Annotated in this window: 16 protein-coding genes; 6 read left to right on the top strand and 10 right to left on the bottom strand. The window is 72.8% G+C overall.

Going from position 1 to position 13182, the window contains the following annotated elements; genetic code table 11:
• Nucleotides 1–82: 82 nt before the first annotated feature.
• Nucleotides 83–1864 carry a DAK2 domain-containing protein gene (locus tag ACSU6Z_RS21235; protein ID WP_437047819.1) on the bottom strand — a complete coding sequence of 594 codons (1782 nt, stop codon included), beginning with the start codon at nucleotides 1862–1864 and terminating at the stop codon, nucleotides 83–85.
• Nucleotides 1865–2133: 269 nt separating this feature from the next.
• Between ACSU6Z_RS21235 and rpmB the strand changes: the two genes are divergently transcribed.
• Nucleotides 2134–2319, top strand: coding sequence for a 50S ribosomal protein L28 (gene rpmB, locus ACSU6Z_RS21230; protein WP_003993230.1), 186 nt, complete (start codon nucleotides 2134–2136; stop codon nucleotides 2317–2319).
• A 146-nt stretch (nucleotides 2320–2465) separates the two neighbouring features.
• Entirely contained in the window at nucleotides 2466–2951 is a 486-nt protein-coding gene (locus tag ACSU6Z_RS21225) for a hypothetical protein (protein WP_437047817.1), read from the top strand.
• Here ACSU6Z_RS21225 and thiD read toward each other — a convergent pair.
• Nucleotides 2920–3732: a bifunctional hydroxymethylpyrimidine kinase/phosphomethylpyrimidine kinase gene (gene thiD / locus ACSU6Z_RS21220; protein ID WP_437047816.1), complete on the bottom strand. Its 813-nt coding sequence runs from the start codon at nucleotides 3730–3732 to the stop codon at nucleotides 2920–2922. The two genes, ACSU6Z_RS21225 and thiD, sit on opposite strands and share 32 nt — an antisense overlap.
• Nucleotides 3729–4697, bottom strand: a complete 969-nt coding sequence (locus ACSU6Z_RS21215) for a thiamine-phosphate kinase (RefSeq protein ID WP_437047814.1) — start codon at nucleotides 4695–4697, stop codon at nucleotides 3729–3731. The genes thiD and ACSU6Z_RS21215 overlap by 4 nt, the downstream gene beginning before the upstream one ends.
• Before the next feature lie 242 nt (nucleotides 4698–4939).
• Here ACSU6Z_RS21215 and ACSU6Z_RS21210 point away from each other — a divergent pair, with 242 nt between their 5' ends.
• Nucleotides 4940–5173 (top strand): Lrp/AsnC family transcriptional regulator, encoded by a 234-nt coding sequence (locus ACSU6Z_RS21210; protein ID WP_403294595.1) that lies wholly within the window; start codon nucleotides 4940–4942, stop codon nucleotides 5171–5173.
• A 20-nt stretch (nucleotides 5174–5193) separates the two neighbouring features.
• Nucleotides 5194–5685, top strand: coding sequence for a DUF3515 domain-containing protein (locus ACSU6Z_RS21205; protein WP_437047812.1), 492 nt, complete (start codon nucleotides 5194–5196; stop codon nucleotides 5683–5685).
• 24 nt (nucleotides 5686–5709) lie between these two features.
• Here ACSU6Z_RS21205 and ACSU6Z_RS21200 read toward each other — a convergent pair whose 3' ends face one another.
• The 3 genes from ACSU6Z_RS21200 to ACSU6Z_RS21190 all read right to left on the bottom strand — a co-directional run bounded on the left by ACSU6Z_RS21200 (nucleotide 5710) and on the right by ACSU6Z_RS21190 (nucleotide 8718).
• Nucleotides 5710–6867, bottom strand: coding sequence for a D-alanine--D-alanine ligase family protein (locus ACSU6Z_RS21200; protein WP_437047811.1), 1158 nt, complete (start codon nucleotides 6865–6867; stop codon nucleotides 5710–5712).
• A 70-nt stretch (nucleotides 6868–6937) separates the two neighbouring features.
• Nucleotides 6938–7948, bottom strand: a complete 1011-nt coding sequence (locus ACSU6Z_RS21195; protein ID WP_437047810.1) for an NAD(P)H-dependent glycerol-3-phosphate dehydrogenase — start codon at nucleotides 7946–7948, stop codon at nucleotides 6938–6940.
• On the bottom strand, nucleotides 7945–8718 hold the full coding sequence (locus ACSU6Z_RS21190; RefSeq protein ID WP_437047808.1) for a lysophospholipid acyltransferase family protein: 774 nt from the start codon (nucleotides 8716–8718) through the stop codon (nucleotides 7945–7947). Before ACSU6Z_RS21190 ends, ACSU6Z_RS21195 begins: the two co-directional genes overlap by 4 nt.
• Nucleotides 8719–8871: 153 nt before the next feature.
• Between ACSU6Z_RS21190 and cofC the strand changes: the two genes are divergently transcribed.
• Together cofC and ACSU6Z_RS21180 are read left to right on the top strand one after the other, a co-directional pair.
• On the top strand, nucleotides 8872–9522 hold the full coding sequence (cofC, locus tag ACSU6Z_RS21185; RefSeq protein WP_437047806.1) for a 2-phospho-L-lactate guanylyltransferase: 651 nt from the start codon (nucleotides 8872–8874) through the stop codon (nucleotides 9520–9522).
• Between the two features lie 9 nt (nucleotides 9523–9531).
• Nucleotides 9532–9735 carry a hypothetical protein gene (locus tag ACSU6Z_RS21180; RefSeq protein ID WP_028425256.1) on the top strand — a complete coding sequence of 68 codons (204 nt, stop codon included), beginning with the start codon at nucleotides 9532–9534 and terminating at the stop codon, nucleotides 9733–9735.
• A gap of 90 nt (nucleotides 9736–9825) precedes the next feature.
• Here the strand turns inward: ACSU6Z_RS21180 and ACSU6Z_RS21175 are convergent, their stop codons facing one another.
• From ACSU6Z_RS21175 to leuC, 4 genes are all read right to left on the bottom strand, one after another.
• Nucleotides 9826–10464: an HU family DNA-binding protein gene (locus ACSU6Z_RS21175; protein WP_437047805.1), complete on the bottom strand. Its 639-nt coding sequence runs from the start codon at nucleotides 10462–10464 to the stop codon at nucleotides 9826–9828.
• 136 nt (nucleotides 10465–10600) lie between these two features.
• Nucleotides 10601–10831 carry a hypothetical protein gene (locus tag ACSU6Z_RS21170; protein ID WP_437047803.1) on the bottom strand — a complete coding sequence of 77 codons (231 nt, stop codon included), beginning with the start codon at nucleotides 10829–10831 and terminating at the stop codon, nucleotides 10601–10603.
• A 265-nt stretch (nucleotides 10832–11096) separates the two neighbouring features.
• Nucleotides 11097–11690 carry a 3-isopropylmalate dehydratase small subunit gene (gene leuD / locus ACSU6Z_RS21165; protein ID WP_437047801.1) on the bottom strand — a complete coding sequence of 198 codons (594 nt, stop codon included), beginning with the start codon at nucleotides 11688–11690 and terminating at the stop codon, nucleotides 11097–11099.
• 6 nt (nucleotides 11691–11696) lie between these two features.
• Nucleotides 11697–13127, bottom strand: coding sequence for a 3-isopropylmalate dehydratase large subunit (gene leuC, locus ACSU6Z_RS21160; protein WP_437047799.1), 1431 nt, complete (start codon nucleotides 13125–13127; stop codon nucleotides 11697–11699).
• Between the last annotated feature and the right edge of the window lie 55 nt (nucleotides 13128–13182).

Raw genomic sequence — 13182 nt, 5'->3', positions numbered from 1 at the left:
GTGGCGGCGCGGCCGGGACCGGGACCGGGAGGGGAGGGAGCGGGGACGAGGAGGGAACAGGAGCGGGGCGGGCGGGCCGGGGCTACTCCACCCCGATGAGCAGCAGCGCCCCCTGCCTGCCGCCCCGGTACACCACCGTGTCGACGGCGAGGTACGCCTCCCGGACGCGCGCTTCGAGGTGCTCGGCGACCGCCTCGGGGGCCTCGTCGCCGAGGACCAGGGTGACCATTTCGCCCCCGGCGGCGAGCATGCGGTCGAGGACGGTCCGGGCGGTGGCGGTGACGTCCGGCCCGATCACGGCGACGTCCCCGTCGATCAGGCCGAGCACGTCCCCGGCCTGGCAGATGCCGGCCGTGGTCCAGGCCTCGCGTTCGGCGACGGTGACCTCGGCGTAGCGGGTGGCGCCCGCCGCCGAGGTCATCGCCACGACGTCCTCGTCGAAGCGGCGGCCGGGCTCGTGCACGGCGAGCGCCGCGATGCCCTGGACCGCGGAACGGGTCGGGATGAGGGCCACGCGGACGCCCGCCGCGCGGGCCTGCTCGGCCGCCGCGGCGGCGGTGTGGCGCAGTTCGGCGTCGTTGGGCAGCAGCACGACCTCGCGTGCGTGGGCCCGCCGTACCGCCGCCACCAGCTCCCCGCTCGCCGGCGGCTCCCCGGGGCGGGCCAGGACGGTGGTGGCACCGGCCTGGGAGTACAGTCCGGCCAGTCCCTCGCCGGGCACCACGGCCACCACGGCGCGCTGGGCCGGTTCGCAGGCCGGGTGCCCGTCTCCGGCGGCGCGCGCGTCGCCCTGACCGAAGTGGGTGATCCGGATGCGGTACGGCCGCCCGGCCTCGACGCCCGCCTCGACGGCGGCGCCGGCGTCGTCGACGTGCACGTGGACATTCCACAGTCCGTCGCCGCCGACCACCACGAGGGAGTCCCCGAGGGCGTCGAGCCGCTCCCGCAGCCGTGCGACGGCGGCGTCGCCGGCCTCCAGGAGGTAGATCACCTCGAAGGAGGGGCCACCGCCGGGCCGGTCGCACGCACCGGGCGGGCCGTCCTCTTCCGAGCCGGCCCCGAGGACGTCTCCGCGGGGGCCTGCGGGGGCGTCCCGGCCGGCGTGCTCCCCGCGCGCGCGGGCGCCGCCGGGGCCGAGGGGGAGCGCCGTCCTCGCCGCGGGCGCGCCGGCGGCCGGCGCCTCCCCCGTCAGGGCCTCCACCAGTGCGGCGAGCACCCACACCAGCCCGCACCCGCCGGCGTCGACCACTCCCGCGCGCCGCAGCGCCGGCAGCCGGCCGGGCGTCGCGGCGAGCGCCGTCCGGGCGCCCTCGTACGCAGCGCGGGCCACGGCGCCGCAGTCGCCCTCCGTCCCCTCGGCCGCGTCGGCGGCGGCGGAGGCGACCGTCAGGACGGTGCCCTCGACCGGGTGGGCCACGGCCTGCCGGGCGGAGTCGGCCGCGTGCCGCAGGGCGAGCCGCAGACCGGGCCCGTCGGTGTGAACCCCCTCACCCCGGCCGGCGAGGACCTGGGCCATGCCGCGCAGCAGCTGCGCCAGGATCGTGCCGGAGTTGCCGCGCGCGCCGATCAGCGCCCCGTGGGCCATGGCCCGCACGGCCTCGGCCAGCGACGGCCCGCCGGACGCGGGCGCCTCGCCGGCGGCCGTGGCGCCGGTGCCCACCTCGTGCGCCGCGAAGACCGCCTCCACCGCGGCGGCGGCCGACTCGACGGTCAGGTACAGGTTGGTGCCGGTGTCCCCGTCCGCGACGGGATAGACGTTGATCGCGTCGATCTCCTCACGCGCGCCCCCCAGCGCGCGCAGCGCCAGACCGCACCAGGTGCGCACCGCCAGAGCGTCGAAGAACCTCCGCGGCACCTGCGCCACCTGCGCCTCCCTGAGCTGCTGAATGTGGCACGCAGCGTAGACCCCGGGGCGGTACCCGCCGGAAGAGGGCCGGGAACCGGCTCCTGAGCTGCCATGGTAGTTTCGTTGTACGGGAGCAGCCGTTGTATGCTGCTCCGGTTGCCCGATCCGATCGGGCTAGTTCCCCTGGCAGCGCCACTCAGATCTCGGAACTCTCGCAAGAGCCCAGGATCTCGATCCCGGCATGCCGGGATTAACCGTAAGTGCATCTGAAGTCTTTGGAGTGACCCGTGGCTGCCAACTGCGACGTCTGCGGCAAGGGGCCGGGCTTCGGCAACAACATCTCGCACTCGCACCGCCGTACGTCCCGCCGCTGGAACCCCAACATCCAGCGTGTGCGTACCGTGGTCGGCGGGACGCCGAAGCGCGTGAACGCTTGCACCTCGTGCATCAAGGCCGGCAAGGTCTCGCGCTGACGCTCAGCAAGAGCGCGCGGCCACTGCTGGTTCGCTTGCACTGAGCCGGTCCACCGAAAGGTGGGCCGGCTTTTTGCGTGCCCGGCAGAGCACCGGGAACAGCCGCTCCGAGCCGTGCCCGGCCCGCACCTGCCGGAATTCGGCCCGTGCGCTTCGGCGTCCCGGGCCCTTCGGGCCTCCGTACCGCCGACGGCGCCCCGCTCCGGGAGGCGCCCGCGCCGCGGCGCGACCCGGCCCCGCCCGACCTGCCGGGCACGCACCCGCGGGTGGCGCGGCTCACGGAGCCGCGGCCGGCCGCCGCGCGGGACCGGAGCGAGGCGGATCCCACGCTCGGCGGCGGCCCCGAGCTCGTACCGGAGCTGTGTGCCCTGCCGGTCCTCCGGTCCGAGCCCCCGGCGTACGGCCGCCGGGACGTCACCGCCGGGAAGCGGATCCTCACCGGCCGGTTCGCGGGCATGGGCTGGGAGGCGCCGGCCGTCCCCAAGGCCCTGGAGGGGACCGGAGGCCTGCGCTTCGACGCCATCGCGCAGATCCGCGCCGACCGCCTCGCCCACGGCCGCGCGGTGCTGCTCGGCGACGCCGGGTACGGCGCCACCGGCATCAGGCCCCCGGCCCCGCCCCGTCCGCCCTGAAGGCCCACCCGTGGTCCACGGGCCCGATGCCCCCGCCGAGCGGGAACCCGGCCGCGACCGCCCCGGTGACGTACTCCTTGGCCGCCGCCACCGCCTCCGGCACCGGCTGCCCCTTGGCCAGTTGGGAGGCGATCGCCGAGGCGAGGGTGCAGCCCGTGCCGTGGGTGTGCCGGTTGTCGTGGCGGGGCGCCCGCAGCCAGTGCTCCTCGGAGCCGTCCGTGAGCAGGTCCACGGCGTCCCCGGGCAGGTGGCCGCCCTTGACCAGCACCCAGCGCGGTCCGTACTCCAGCACGGCCGCGGCGGCCCGGCGCAGGTCGGGCTCCGACGCGACGCGCACGCCGGTCAGTTGCGCCACCTCGTCGAGGTTGGGCGTGGCGACGGTCGCCACCGGCAGCAGCTTGGTGCGTACGGAGTCCAGGGCGGAGGCGGCCAGCAGCGGGTCCCCGTGTTTGGAGACGCCGACCGGGTCGACGACCGCGGGCGCGTGGGTGCCGGCGATCAACTCGGCGACCGTCTCGACCAGTTCCGCCGAGGCCAGCATGCCGGTCTTGACCGCCTGGACGCCGATGTCGTCGACGACGCTGCGGTACTGCGCCCGCACCGCGTCCACCGGCAGCTCCCAGGCGCCCTGCACGCCGAGGGAGTTCTGCGCGGTCACCGCGGTGATCACGCTCATGCCGTGCACGCCGAGCGCGAGCATCGTCTTCAGATCGGCCTGGACGCCCGCGCCGCCGCCGGAGTCGGACCCCGCGACCGTCAGCACCCTGGGCAGCGCGCTCATGACTCGATGTCCTCTCCGAAGTGGTCCCAGCCGCCCTTGCTCGTCCAGGATGCCCCGTCGACGGTCACCTGGGGCAGCGCCGAGGGATTGAGGACCTCGCCGATGACCTTCCAGCGGGCCGGCAGCTTCACGTCCGGCGGGAAGGTCGCCACGATCGCGTGGTCCTCGCCCCCGGTCAGCACCCACTGCATCGGATCGACGCCGACGGCCTGCCCGATGTCGTGCATCTGGGTCGGGATGTCGATCTGCCCGGAACGGATGTCGATGCGCACCTTGCTCGCCTCGGCGATGTGCCCGAGGTCGGCGATCAGCCCGTCGCTGACGTCGCACATCGCGGTGGCGCCGAGCGCGGCGGCGGCCGGGCCCGCGTGGTACGGCGGCTCCGGGCGGCGGTGGGCCTCAACGAAGGCCCGCGGCGAGCGGAACCCGCGGGACAGCACGGCGTACCCGGCCGCGGACCAGCCCAGCCAGCCGGTCACCGCGACGAGGTCGCCGGGCTGGGCACCGCCCCGCGTCACCGGCTCCTGACCCCGCAGGTCACCGAGGGCGGTGATGGACACGGTGACGGCGTCGCCGCGCACCACGTCGCCGCCGACCACGGCGGCGCCCGCGACCTGGCACTCGTCGCGCAGCCCGTCCATCAGCTCGGTCGGCCAGGTCACCGGCAGTTCGGCGGGCACCACCAGGCCGAGCAGCAGCGCGGTGGGGACGGCGCCCATCGCGGCGATGTCGGCGAGGTTCTGCGCCGCCGCCTTGCGGCCCACGTCGTAGGCGGTGGACCAGTCGCGGCGGAAGTGCCGGCCCTCCACCAGGACGTCGGTGCTGGCCACGACCCGGCGGTCGGGCGCGGCGACCACCGCGGCGTCGTCGCCGGGGCCGATGCGGACCGCCGGGGTGGTGGTGAGACGGGAGGTGAGCTCCCTGATGAGCCCGAACTCCCCGAGCTCACCAACAGTGCCCTTCATTGCCCTTGCTCCCCTTCTGTCCCTGTCCGGGCCCGGTCGCGCGTCATCTCTGTCCTCGCTACGGTCGAAGTGCCGGCCGAAGGACCGGTCGAAGCCGTCTCCCCCGGAACCGTCAACTCGTATCCTCCCCGCACCCCGGCGCGCGTGCCGAGGCCCCCGCAGGTCTCCCCGCGGGGAGTGGCGACGCGATACCGTGGCGTTCCTTTCCCCCACATGATCCTCGTGGCCGCCCTGGAGGTTCCGTGGTACAGGCGTACATCCTGATCCAGACGGAGGTCGGCAAGGCGTCGACCGTCGCCGAGACCATCAGCGAGATCCCCGGTGTGATCCAGGCCGAGGACGTGACGGGTCCGTACGACGTCATCGTGCGCGCCCAGGCCGACACGGTCGACGACCTCGGCCGCATGGTGGTCGCCAAGGTTCAGCAGGTGGACGGCATCACCCGCACCCTGACCTGCCCCGTCGTCCATCTCTAGCCCCCGTCTACCCTGTGCCGGTGAACTCCTTCCCGCACCGGCACCGCTTCGTCCTCGTTCCGTCCGCGCTCGCCCTGCTCCTGGCCGGGGCGGGCTGCTCCCCGGGGAACGGCAGCGCCTCGGCGGCGGTCCCCAGCCCCGGCACGGACGCGGTGAAGCTCTGCCGGAACCTGGACGGGGAACTGCCGTCGAAGGTGGACGGTCTGGACCGTGAGGACCCGAAGCCCCGGTCCGCCCTGACGGCGGGTTGGGGAAACCCGGTGATCATACTGCGCTGCGGTGTGCCGCGGCCCGCCGCGATGGACGACCCGGAGGCCGACGGCGTCGAGGTGGAAGGCGTGGGGTGGCTGCTGCAGAAGCGGAACGACGGGTCGGTCCGGCTCACCACCACGCTGCGCAGGGCCTATGTAGAGGTGACGATCCCGAAGGAGCGCACGCGGGACGGCCTGGCACCGCTGGTCGACCTGGCCCCCGCCGTGAAGAAGGCGATCCCCGAGGGGATCGCCGACTGATCCGTCATCCGGCCGGTGCGGCCCTCAGCGCAGTCCCGTGGAGCGGCGCAGCGCCGCCTGCACCAGGCGGTCCACCAGCTCCGGGTAGCCGATCCCGCTGGCCTGCCACATCTGCGGGTACATCGAGATCGGCGTGAAGCCGGGCATCGTGTTGATCTCGTTGATGACGAACTCCCCGTCCCCGGTGAGGAAGAAGTCCGCGCGCACCAGCCCCTCGCAGGAGGCCGCCTCGAACGCCGCCACCGCCAGCCGCTGCACCTCGGCCGTCTCCTCATCGGTCAGCGGCGCGGGCACGATGCCGGGCGTGGAGTCGATGTACTTGGCCTCGAAGTCGTAGTACGCGTGCGTCTCGGGCGGCGGGATCTCGGCGGGTACGGAGGCCCGCGGGCCGTCCTCGAACTCCAGCACCCCGCACTCGATCTCGCGGCCGGTGAGCGCCGCCTCCACGATGATCTTCGGGTCGTGCCGCCGGGCCTCCTCGACCGCCTCGTCGAGGGCGGACAGGTCGTCCACCTTGGTGATGCCGATGGAGGAGCCCGCGCGGGCGGGCTTCACGAACAGCGGCCAGCCGTGCTCGCCGGCGAAGTCGACGATCTTCTTGCGGGCGGCGCGGACGTCCCGCTCCCACTCGCGCGGCCGGATCACCACGTACGGGCCCACCGTGAGCCCGAAGGAGGTGAACACCCGCTTCATGTACTCCTTGTCCTGGCCGACGGCCGAGGCGAGCACACCGGAGCCCACGTACGGCACGCCGGACAGCTCCAGCAGGCCCTGCAGGGTGCCGTCCTCACCGTACGGGCCGTGCAGCACCGGGAAGACCACGTCGACCTCGCCCAGGGCCTTGGGCACCGCGCCGGGTTCGCTGTAGACGACTTCGCGGCTGCCGGGGTCGACGGAGAGCACCACGCTGCCCTCGGCCGACTCGGCGAGCTCCTCGACGCTGGGCGTGCGCCGCTCGGTGATCGCCATGCGCTCCGGTTCGTCGGCGGCGAGCGCCCAGCGGCCGTCCCGGGTGATGCCGATCGGCAGGACGTCGTACTTGGTCCGGTCGATGGCCTTCAGGACGGCTCCGGCGGTGACCGTGGAGATCCCGTGCTCGGAGCTGCGCCCGCCGAACACGACGGCCACACGCGGCTTGCGCGTCGGCTGCCCGGGGCTCTGGGGGAGGTTCTCGGTGCTCATATCGCGACGAGAGTACCCGCCCGTAGGGGCAGGGCACAGCGTCGGCGGGGTCGCGTGGCGCGGCCGTCGCTCAGCGTCGCTCGGGCTTCGCGCTGCGCGACATCAGCTCCTTCAGCGCGACCGCCGGCGGCTTGCCCTCGTGCACGATGCCGACGACCGTCTCGGTGATCGGCATGTCGACGCCGTGGCGCCGGGCCAGATCCAGCACCGACTCGCAGGACTTGACGCCCTCGGCGGTCTGCCTGGTGACCGCGATGGTCTCCTCGAGGCTCATGCCCTTGCCGAGGTTGGTGCCGAAGGTGTGGTTGCGGGACAGCGGCGAGGAGCAGGTCGCCACCAGGTCCCCGAGGCCGGCCAGCCCGGAGAAGGTGAGCGGGTCGGCGCCGAGCGCGACCCCGAGGCGGGTGGTCTCGGCGAGGCCGCGGGTGATGAGCGATCCCTTGGCGTTGTCGCCCAGTCCCATGCCGTCGGCGATGCCGACGGCCAGCCCGATCACGTTCTTGACCGCGCCGCCGAGTTCGCAGCCGACGACGTCGGTGTTGGTGTACGGCCGGAAGTAGGGCGTGTGGCAGGCGGTCTGGAGCCGCCGGGCGACGGTTTCGTCGGTGCAGGCGACCACGGCGGCGGCCGGCATGCGGGCGGCGATCTCCCGGGCGAGGTTGGGGCCGGTGACCACGGCGATCCGGTCCCGGCCGACCTTGGCGACGTCCTCGACGACCTCGCTCATCCGCATCGCGGAACCGAGTTCGATGCCCTTCATCAGGGACACGAGGACGGTGTCGGGCGCGAGCAGCGGCGCCCACGCGGCGAGGTTGCCGCGCAGCGTCTGGGAGGGGACGGACAGGACCGTGTAGTCGGCGCCGGCGGCGGCCTCGGCCGGGTCCATGGTGGCCCTGAGGTTCTCCGGGAGTTCGACACCGGGGAGGTAGTCGGGGTTGGTCCGGGTGGAGTTGACGGCGTCCGCGACGTCCGGGCGGCGCGCCCACAGGGTGACCTCGCACCCCGCGTCGGCGAGCACCATGCCGAAGGCCGTGCCCCACGACCCGGCGCCGAAGACGACCGCCTTGAGGGGTCCGCTCACGTTCCCTGCCCTTCCACCTGCTTGTCCCGCTGCCTCTGCGCCTGCGTCCGGCGCCGCTGCTCGATCCGCTCGCGGCGCGGGTCGTAGGGGGTGTCGGGCGCCTTCTGCCCGCGGATCTCCTCCAGCTGGCGGGTGATGGCCGCCATGATGACCTCCGTCGCCTCCTTCAGGACGTCGGCGGACATCTCCTTGCCGTGGAAGCGGGAGAGGTCCACCGGCGGTCCGGCGAGGACGTGGTGGGTCTTGCGCGGGAAGAGGCGCGGCTTCTTGGCGTAGGGCGGCAGCACCTCGTTGCAGCCCCACTGGGCGACGGGGATCACCGGGCACCGGGTCTGCAGGGCGACGCGCGCGGCACCGGTCTTGCCGGTCATGGGCCAGCCGTCCGGGTCGCGGGTGAGGGTGCCCTCGGGGTAGAAGGCGACGCACTCGCCGCGCTCCACGGCGTCGATCGCGGCCCGGAAGGCGCTCAGCGCGTCCGTGCTCTCGCGGTATACGGGGATCTGTCCGGTGCCGCGCATCGCGGCGCCGACGAATCCTTTCTTGAAAAGACCGCTCTTCGCCAGGAATCGCGGCACACGCCCGGTGTTGTACTGGAAATGCGCGTATGCGAGGGGATCGATGTGTGAATTGTGATTCACGACCGTGATGAATCCACCCTCGGCCGGAATGTGCTCCATTCCGCGCCAGTCCCGCTTGAGCAGCACCACCAGCGGCGGTTTGCAGATCACCGCGGCGAAGCGGTACCAGAAGCCGATTCTGCGGCGGGGCACGCGGACACCTTCCTCTAGGGCCTGGGCGCGGCCAAGGGGCCGCACAAGTGTCGCCCCAGGCCGCCGGTCTGTCGAGAACACCGTACGCCCCGCCCTGGGGACGGCCGGGTCGACGGGGGACAATGACCACGACAAGAGAGGGACGGAACGCTCGTGCAGTGGACCTTGGTCGTGCCCGTGAAGCCCTTGGCCCGGGCCAAGAGCAGGCTGTCGGACACCGCCGACGACGGGGTGCGGCCCCACCTCGCGCTCGCCTTCGCGCAGGACACGGTGGCGGCGGCGCTGGCCTGCCCGGCGGTGGCGGATGTGGCAGTCGTCACGGACGACGCGCGGGCCGGCCGGGAACTGGCCGCGCTGGGCGCCGGCATCGTCCCCGACGGACCCCGCGAAGGCCTGAACGCCGCCCTGGCCCACGCGGCGGCGGTCGTACGGGCCTCGCGTCCCGGCCGTCCGGTGGCCGCCCTCAATGCCGATCTTCCGGCCTTGCGCCCCGCCGAATTGGCCCGTGTCCTGGAAGCCGCCGCGCAATTCCCGCGCGCTTTTCTCGCCGATGCCGCCGCAATCGGCACGACGCTGCTGGCCGCCGCCCCGGGACAGGCGTTGCGGCCCGCTTTCGGCCCCGATTCCCGCGCCCGCCACCACGCGTCCGGGGCGGTGGAACTCCGCCTGGCGGCGGTGGATTCCGTACGGCAGGACGTCGACACCGGCGACGATCTGCGGGCGGCGCTGGCGCTGGGCGTGGGCCCGCGCACGGCCGCGGCGGCGGCACTGCTGCCGGGGCGGGATCCGGTGCCGGGGCAGTAGGCTGCCGCCATGCAGGCGACCGCATACACCTACGACCCGGAAAGCCGCAGCGGGCAGGTGCTGCTCGACGACGGCACGCCCGTCCCCTTCGACGCGGCGGCGTTCGACGCGGGAGGCCTGAGACTGCTGCGCCCCGGCCAGCGGGTGCGCATCGAGACCGAGGGCGAGGGTGAGGGGCGGCGGATCACGCTGGTGACCTTGCAGACGTTCTGAGTCCCCGGGCCCGGTCCCGCACAGGCCGCGGGCCGGACTCCGTGAGGGAGTCCGGCCCGGCGCGTGAGTGCCCTTGTCTCCTGCCGCCCGCTACTTCTTGCGGGCGGTGGTCTTCTTGGCGGTCGTCTTGCGCGAGGTCGTCTTCTTGGCGGCCGCCTTCGTGGCGGGCGCCTTCTTCGCCGGCGCCTTCTTGGCGGTGGTCTTCTTCGCCGCGGCGGTCTTGGCGGCGGGGGCCTTCTTGGCCGCCGTCTTCGTCGCCGCCCCGGTGGTCTTCTTCGCCGCGGTGGCCTTGGTCGCCGCCCCGGTGGTCTTCTTGGCGGTCGTCTTCTTCGCCGCGCCTGTGGTCTTCTTGGCGGCGGCCTTCTTGCCCGCGGCCTTGGCGATCGTGGGCGGCGGGCCGGACAGGCTGCCCTTGGGGGCCTTCTTGACCGCGATGTCGTTCTTCGGGAGCTTCTTCGAGCCGCTGACCAGGTCCTTGAAGCCCTGACCCGCGCGGAAACGGGGGACGGAGGTCTTCTTGACCCGAACCCGCTCGCCCGTCTGGGGGTTACGGGCGTAGCGGGCCGGACGGTCGACCTTCTCGAAGGAACCGAAGCCGGTGACCGAGACCCGGTCACCCGCGACCACCGCACGGACGATGGCGTCCAGTACCGCGTCGACGGCATCGGCGGCCTGCTGGCGACCGCCCATCTTGTCGGCAATCGCTTCTACGAGCTGCGCCTTGTTCACGTCTTCCCCTTCGGAGACATCGCCGGAACGAAAGTGTTCCAGCTTTTTCGCACGTTAGGCAGATATATACCGCAAATCAAACACGAAACGGGCTTATCACCCTTGTGCCGCAACCGACTCGACTGTCCCGGCCCGTTCAGCGTTCCCCTTCGGGGAATCGCCCCTCGTCGAGATCCGCGCTGAACCGCTCCAGGCGCCTTGCCGCACCGGCGAGATCGTGTTTGGCCGCGGCCGTAATGACCAGCAGCTTCCGGGTCAGCGCCACCCGTACGCCCTCCGGGACTTGCAGTGCGCGCACCCTGGCGTGCGCTTCCTTGAGCTGGACCGCGACCGCCGTATAGAGCTCGAGTTGGCCGTCGTGTTCCATGCACAGATTGTGCCATCTGGGGCGAGTTGTCGCCTGCGCAGGGGGGCAACTGCCGCCTCGGACGGCCTTGTGCGCCACCGTCGAAGCCGCGGTCACGCGCCTCGCGTACCCCGGCAATCCCCCTTCTAACGTGGGGCGTTGAGGATCCGGGTGGTGACGCGCGGGACCGTCCGGGCCCGGATACGGCTGTACCCCCGATCGGCCCGATCGGGGGTACAGGGTGGGCTTTGGGATGGCCGAAAGTCGGCCTTGCGCTCGGCCGGGGTCAGACCTGGAGCGTCCGCGGCTTGAACGCCGGGCGCTTCTCCTCGTACGCGGCGATCTCCGCCTCGTTCTGCAGGGTGATCGAGATGTCGTCGAGGCCGTTCAGCAGTCGCCAGCGGGAGTTCTCGTCCAGCTCGAAGGAGGCGGTGACGCCCTCGGCGCGCACCTCGCGCCCGACCAGGTCGACCGTGACCTCGGCGGTGGGGTCGGCTTCGGTGAGCTCCCACAGCCGGTCGACGACCTTCTGGTCCAGGACCACCGTGAGCAGGCCGTTCTTCAACGAGTTGCCGCGGAAGATGTCGGCGAAGCGGGAGGAGATCACGGCCTTGAAACCGTAGTTCTGCAGCGCCCACACGGCGTGCTCGCGGGAGGAGCCGGTGCCGAAGTCGGGGCCGGCGACCAGCACCGTGGCACCCTGTCGCTCGGGGCGGTTGAGCACGAACTCGGGGTCCTTGCGCCAGGCCTCGAACAGCCCGTCCTCGAACCCGTCGCGCGTGACCTTCTTGAGCCAGTGGGCGGGGATGATCTGGTCGGTGTCGACGTTGCTGCGGCGCAGCGGGACGGCCCGGCCGGTGTGGGTGGTGAAGGCTTCCATGACTGATCAGACTCCAGCGGGCGTGGGGGCGTCGGCGGCGGCCAGGTCGGCCGGGGAGGCGAGGTGGCCGAGGACCGCGGTGGCCGCCGCGACCTGCGGCGACACCAGGTGCGTACGGCCGCCCTTGCCCTGCCGTCCCTCGAAATTGCGGTTGGAGGTGGACGCGGAGCGCTCGCCGGGGGCGAGCTGGTCGGGGTTCATGCCCAGGCACATCGAGCAGCCCGCGTGCCGCCACTCGGCGCCGGCCTCCTTGAAGACCACGTCCAGCCCCTCGGAGACGGCCTGGAGCCCGACCCGCGCGGAGCCGGGGACGACCAGCATCCGTACGCCGTCGGCGACTTTGCGGCCCCTGAGGATCTCGGCGGCGGCGCGCAGGTCCTCGATGCGGCCGTTGGTGCAGGAACCTACGAAGACGGTGTCCACCTCGATGGAGCGCAGCGGCTGCCCGGCCTCCAACCCCATGTACTCCAGGGCCTTTTCGGCGGCGAGGCGCTCCGAAGCGTCTTCGTACGAGGCCGGGTCGGGGACGGCCGCGGACAGCGGAGCGCCCTGGCCCGGGTTGGTGCCCCAGGTGACGAACGGCGACAGCTCGGCGGCGTCGATGACGACCTCGGCGTCGAACTCGGCGTCGTCGTCGGTGCGCAGCGTCTTCCAGTACTCCACCGCCGCGTCCCAGTCGGCGCCCTCGGGGGCGTGGGGGCGGCCCTTGAGGTAGGCGAAGGTGGTCTCGTCGGGGGCGATCATGCCCGCGCGGGCGCCCGCCTCGATCGACATGTTGCAGATGGTCATGCGGGCTTCCATCGAGAGCTTCTCGATGGCCTCGCCGCGGTACTCCAGGATGTAGCCCTGGCCGCCGCCGGTACCGATCCTCGCGATGATCGCCAGGATCAGGTCCTTGGCGGTGACGCCCTCGGGCAGCTCGCCCTCGACGGTGATCGCCATGGTCTTCGGGCGGGCCATCGGCAGCGTCTGGGTGGCCAGCACGTGCTCGACCTGGGAGGTGCCGATGCCGAACGCCAGCGCTCCGAAGGCGCCGTGCGTGGAGGTGTGCGAGTCGCCGCAGACCACGGTGGTGCCGGGCTGGGTCAGGCCCAGCTGCGGGCCGACGACGTGGACGACACCCTGCTCGACGTCGCCCAGCGGGTGCAGCCGGACGCCGAACTCGGCGCAGTTCTTGCGCAGCGTCTCCAGCTGGACCCTGGAGACCGGGTCGGCGATGGGCTTGTCGATGTCGAGGGTCGGGGTGTTGTGGTCCTCGGTGGCGATGGTCAGGTCGAGGCGGCGCACCTTGCGGCCGCTCTTGCGGAGGCCGTCGAAGGCCTGCGGGCTGGTCACCTCGTGCAGCAGGTGCAGATCGATGTAGAGGAGGTCGGGCTCGCCCTCGGCGCGCCGGACGACATGGTCGTCCCAGACCTTCTCCGCGAGTGTCCTACCCATCGCTTTCCCTCCGGTCGGCACGGAACGGCCGACCCAACTAGAGATCTTGAGGAGG

It is taken from the genome of Streptomyces sp. enrichment culture (genome assembly GCF_964273145.1).
GTDB lineage: Bacteria > Actinomycetota > Actinomycetes > Streptomycetales > Streptomycetaceae > Streptomyces.
This window is presented reverse-complemented; position numbering and strand designations above follow the sequence as displayed.

What these genes read in the sequence shown, in the direction of transcription:
- ACSU6Z_RS21215 (WP_437047814.1), bottom strand. Translation starts at nt 4,697, where the DNA reads ATGAAGGGCACTGTTGGTGAGCTCGGGGAGTTCGGGCTCATCAGGGAG.
- ACSU6Z_RS21180 (WP_028425256.1), top strand. Translation starts at nt 9,532, where the DNA reads ATGCAGGCGACCGCATACACCTACGACCCGGAAAGCCGCAGCGGGCAG.
- ACSU6Z_RS21200 (WP_437047811.1), bottom strand. Translation starts at nt 6,867, where the DNA reads ATGAGCACCGAGAACCTCCCCCAGAGCCCCGGGCAGCCGACGCGCAAG.
- leuC (WP_437047799.1), bottom strand. Translation starts at nt 13,127, where the DNA reads ATGGGTAGGACACTCGCGGAGAAGGTCTGGGACGACCATGTCGTCCGG.
- leuD (WP_437047801.1), bottom strand. Translation starts at nt 11,690, where the DNA reads ATGGAAGCCTTCACCACCCACACCGGCCGGGCCGTCCCGCTGCGCCGC.
- thiD (WP_437047816.1), bottom strand. Translation starts at nt 3,732, where the DNA reads ATGAGCGCGCTGCCCAGGGTGCTGACGGTCGCGGGGTCCGACTCCGGC.
- ACSU6Z_RS21170 (WP_437047803.1), bottom strand. Translation starts at nt 10,831, where the DNA reads ATGGAACACGACGGCCAACTCGAGCTCTATACGGCGGTCGCGGTCCAG.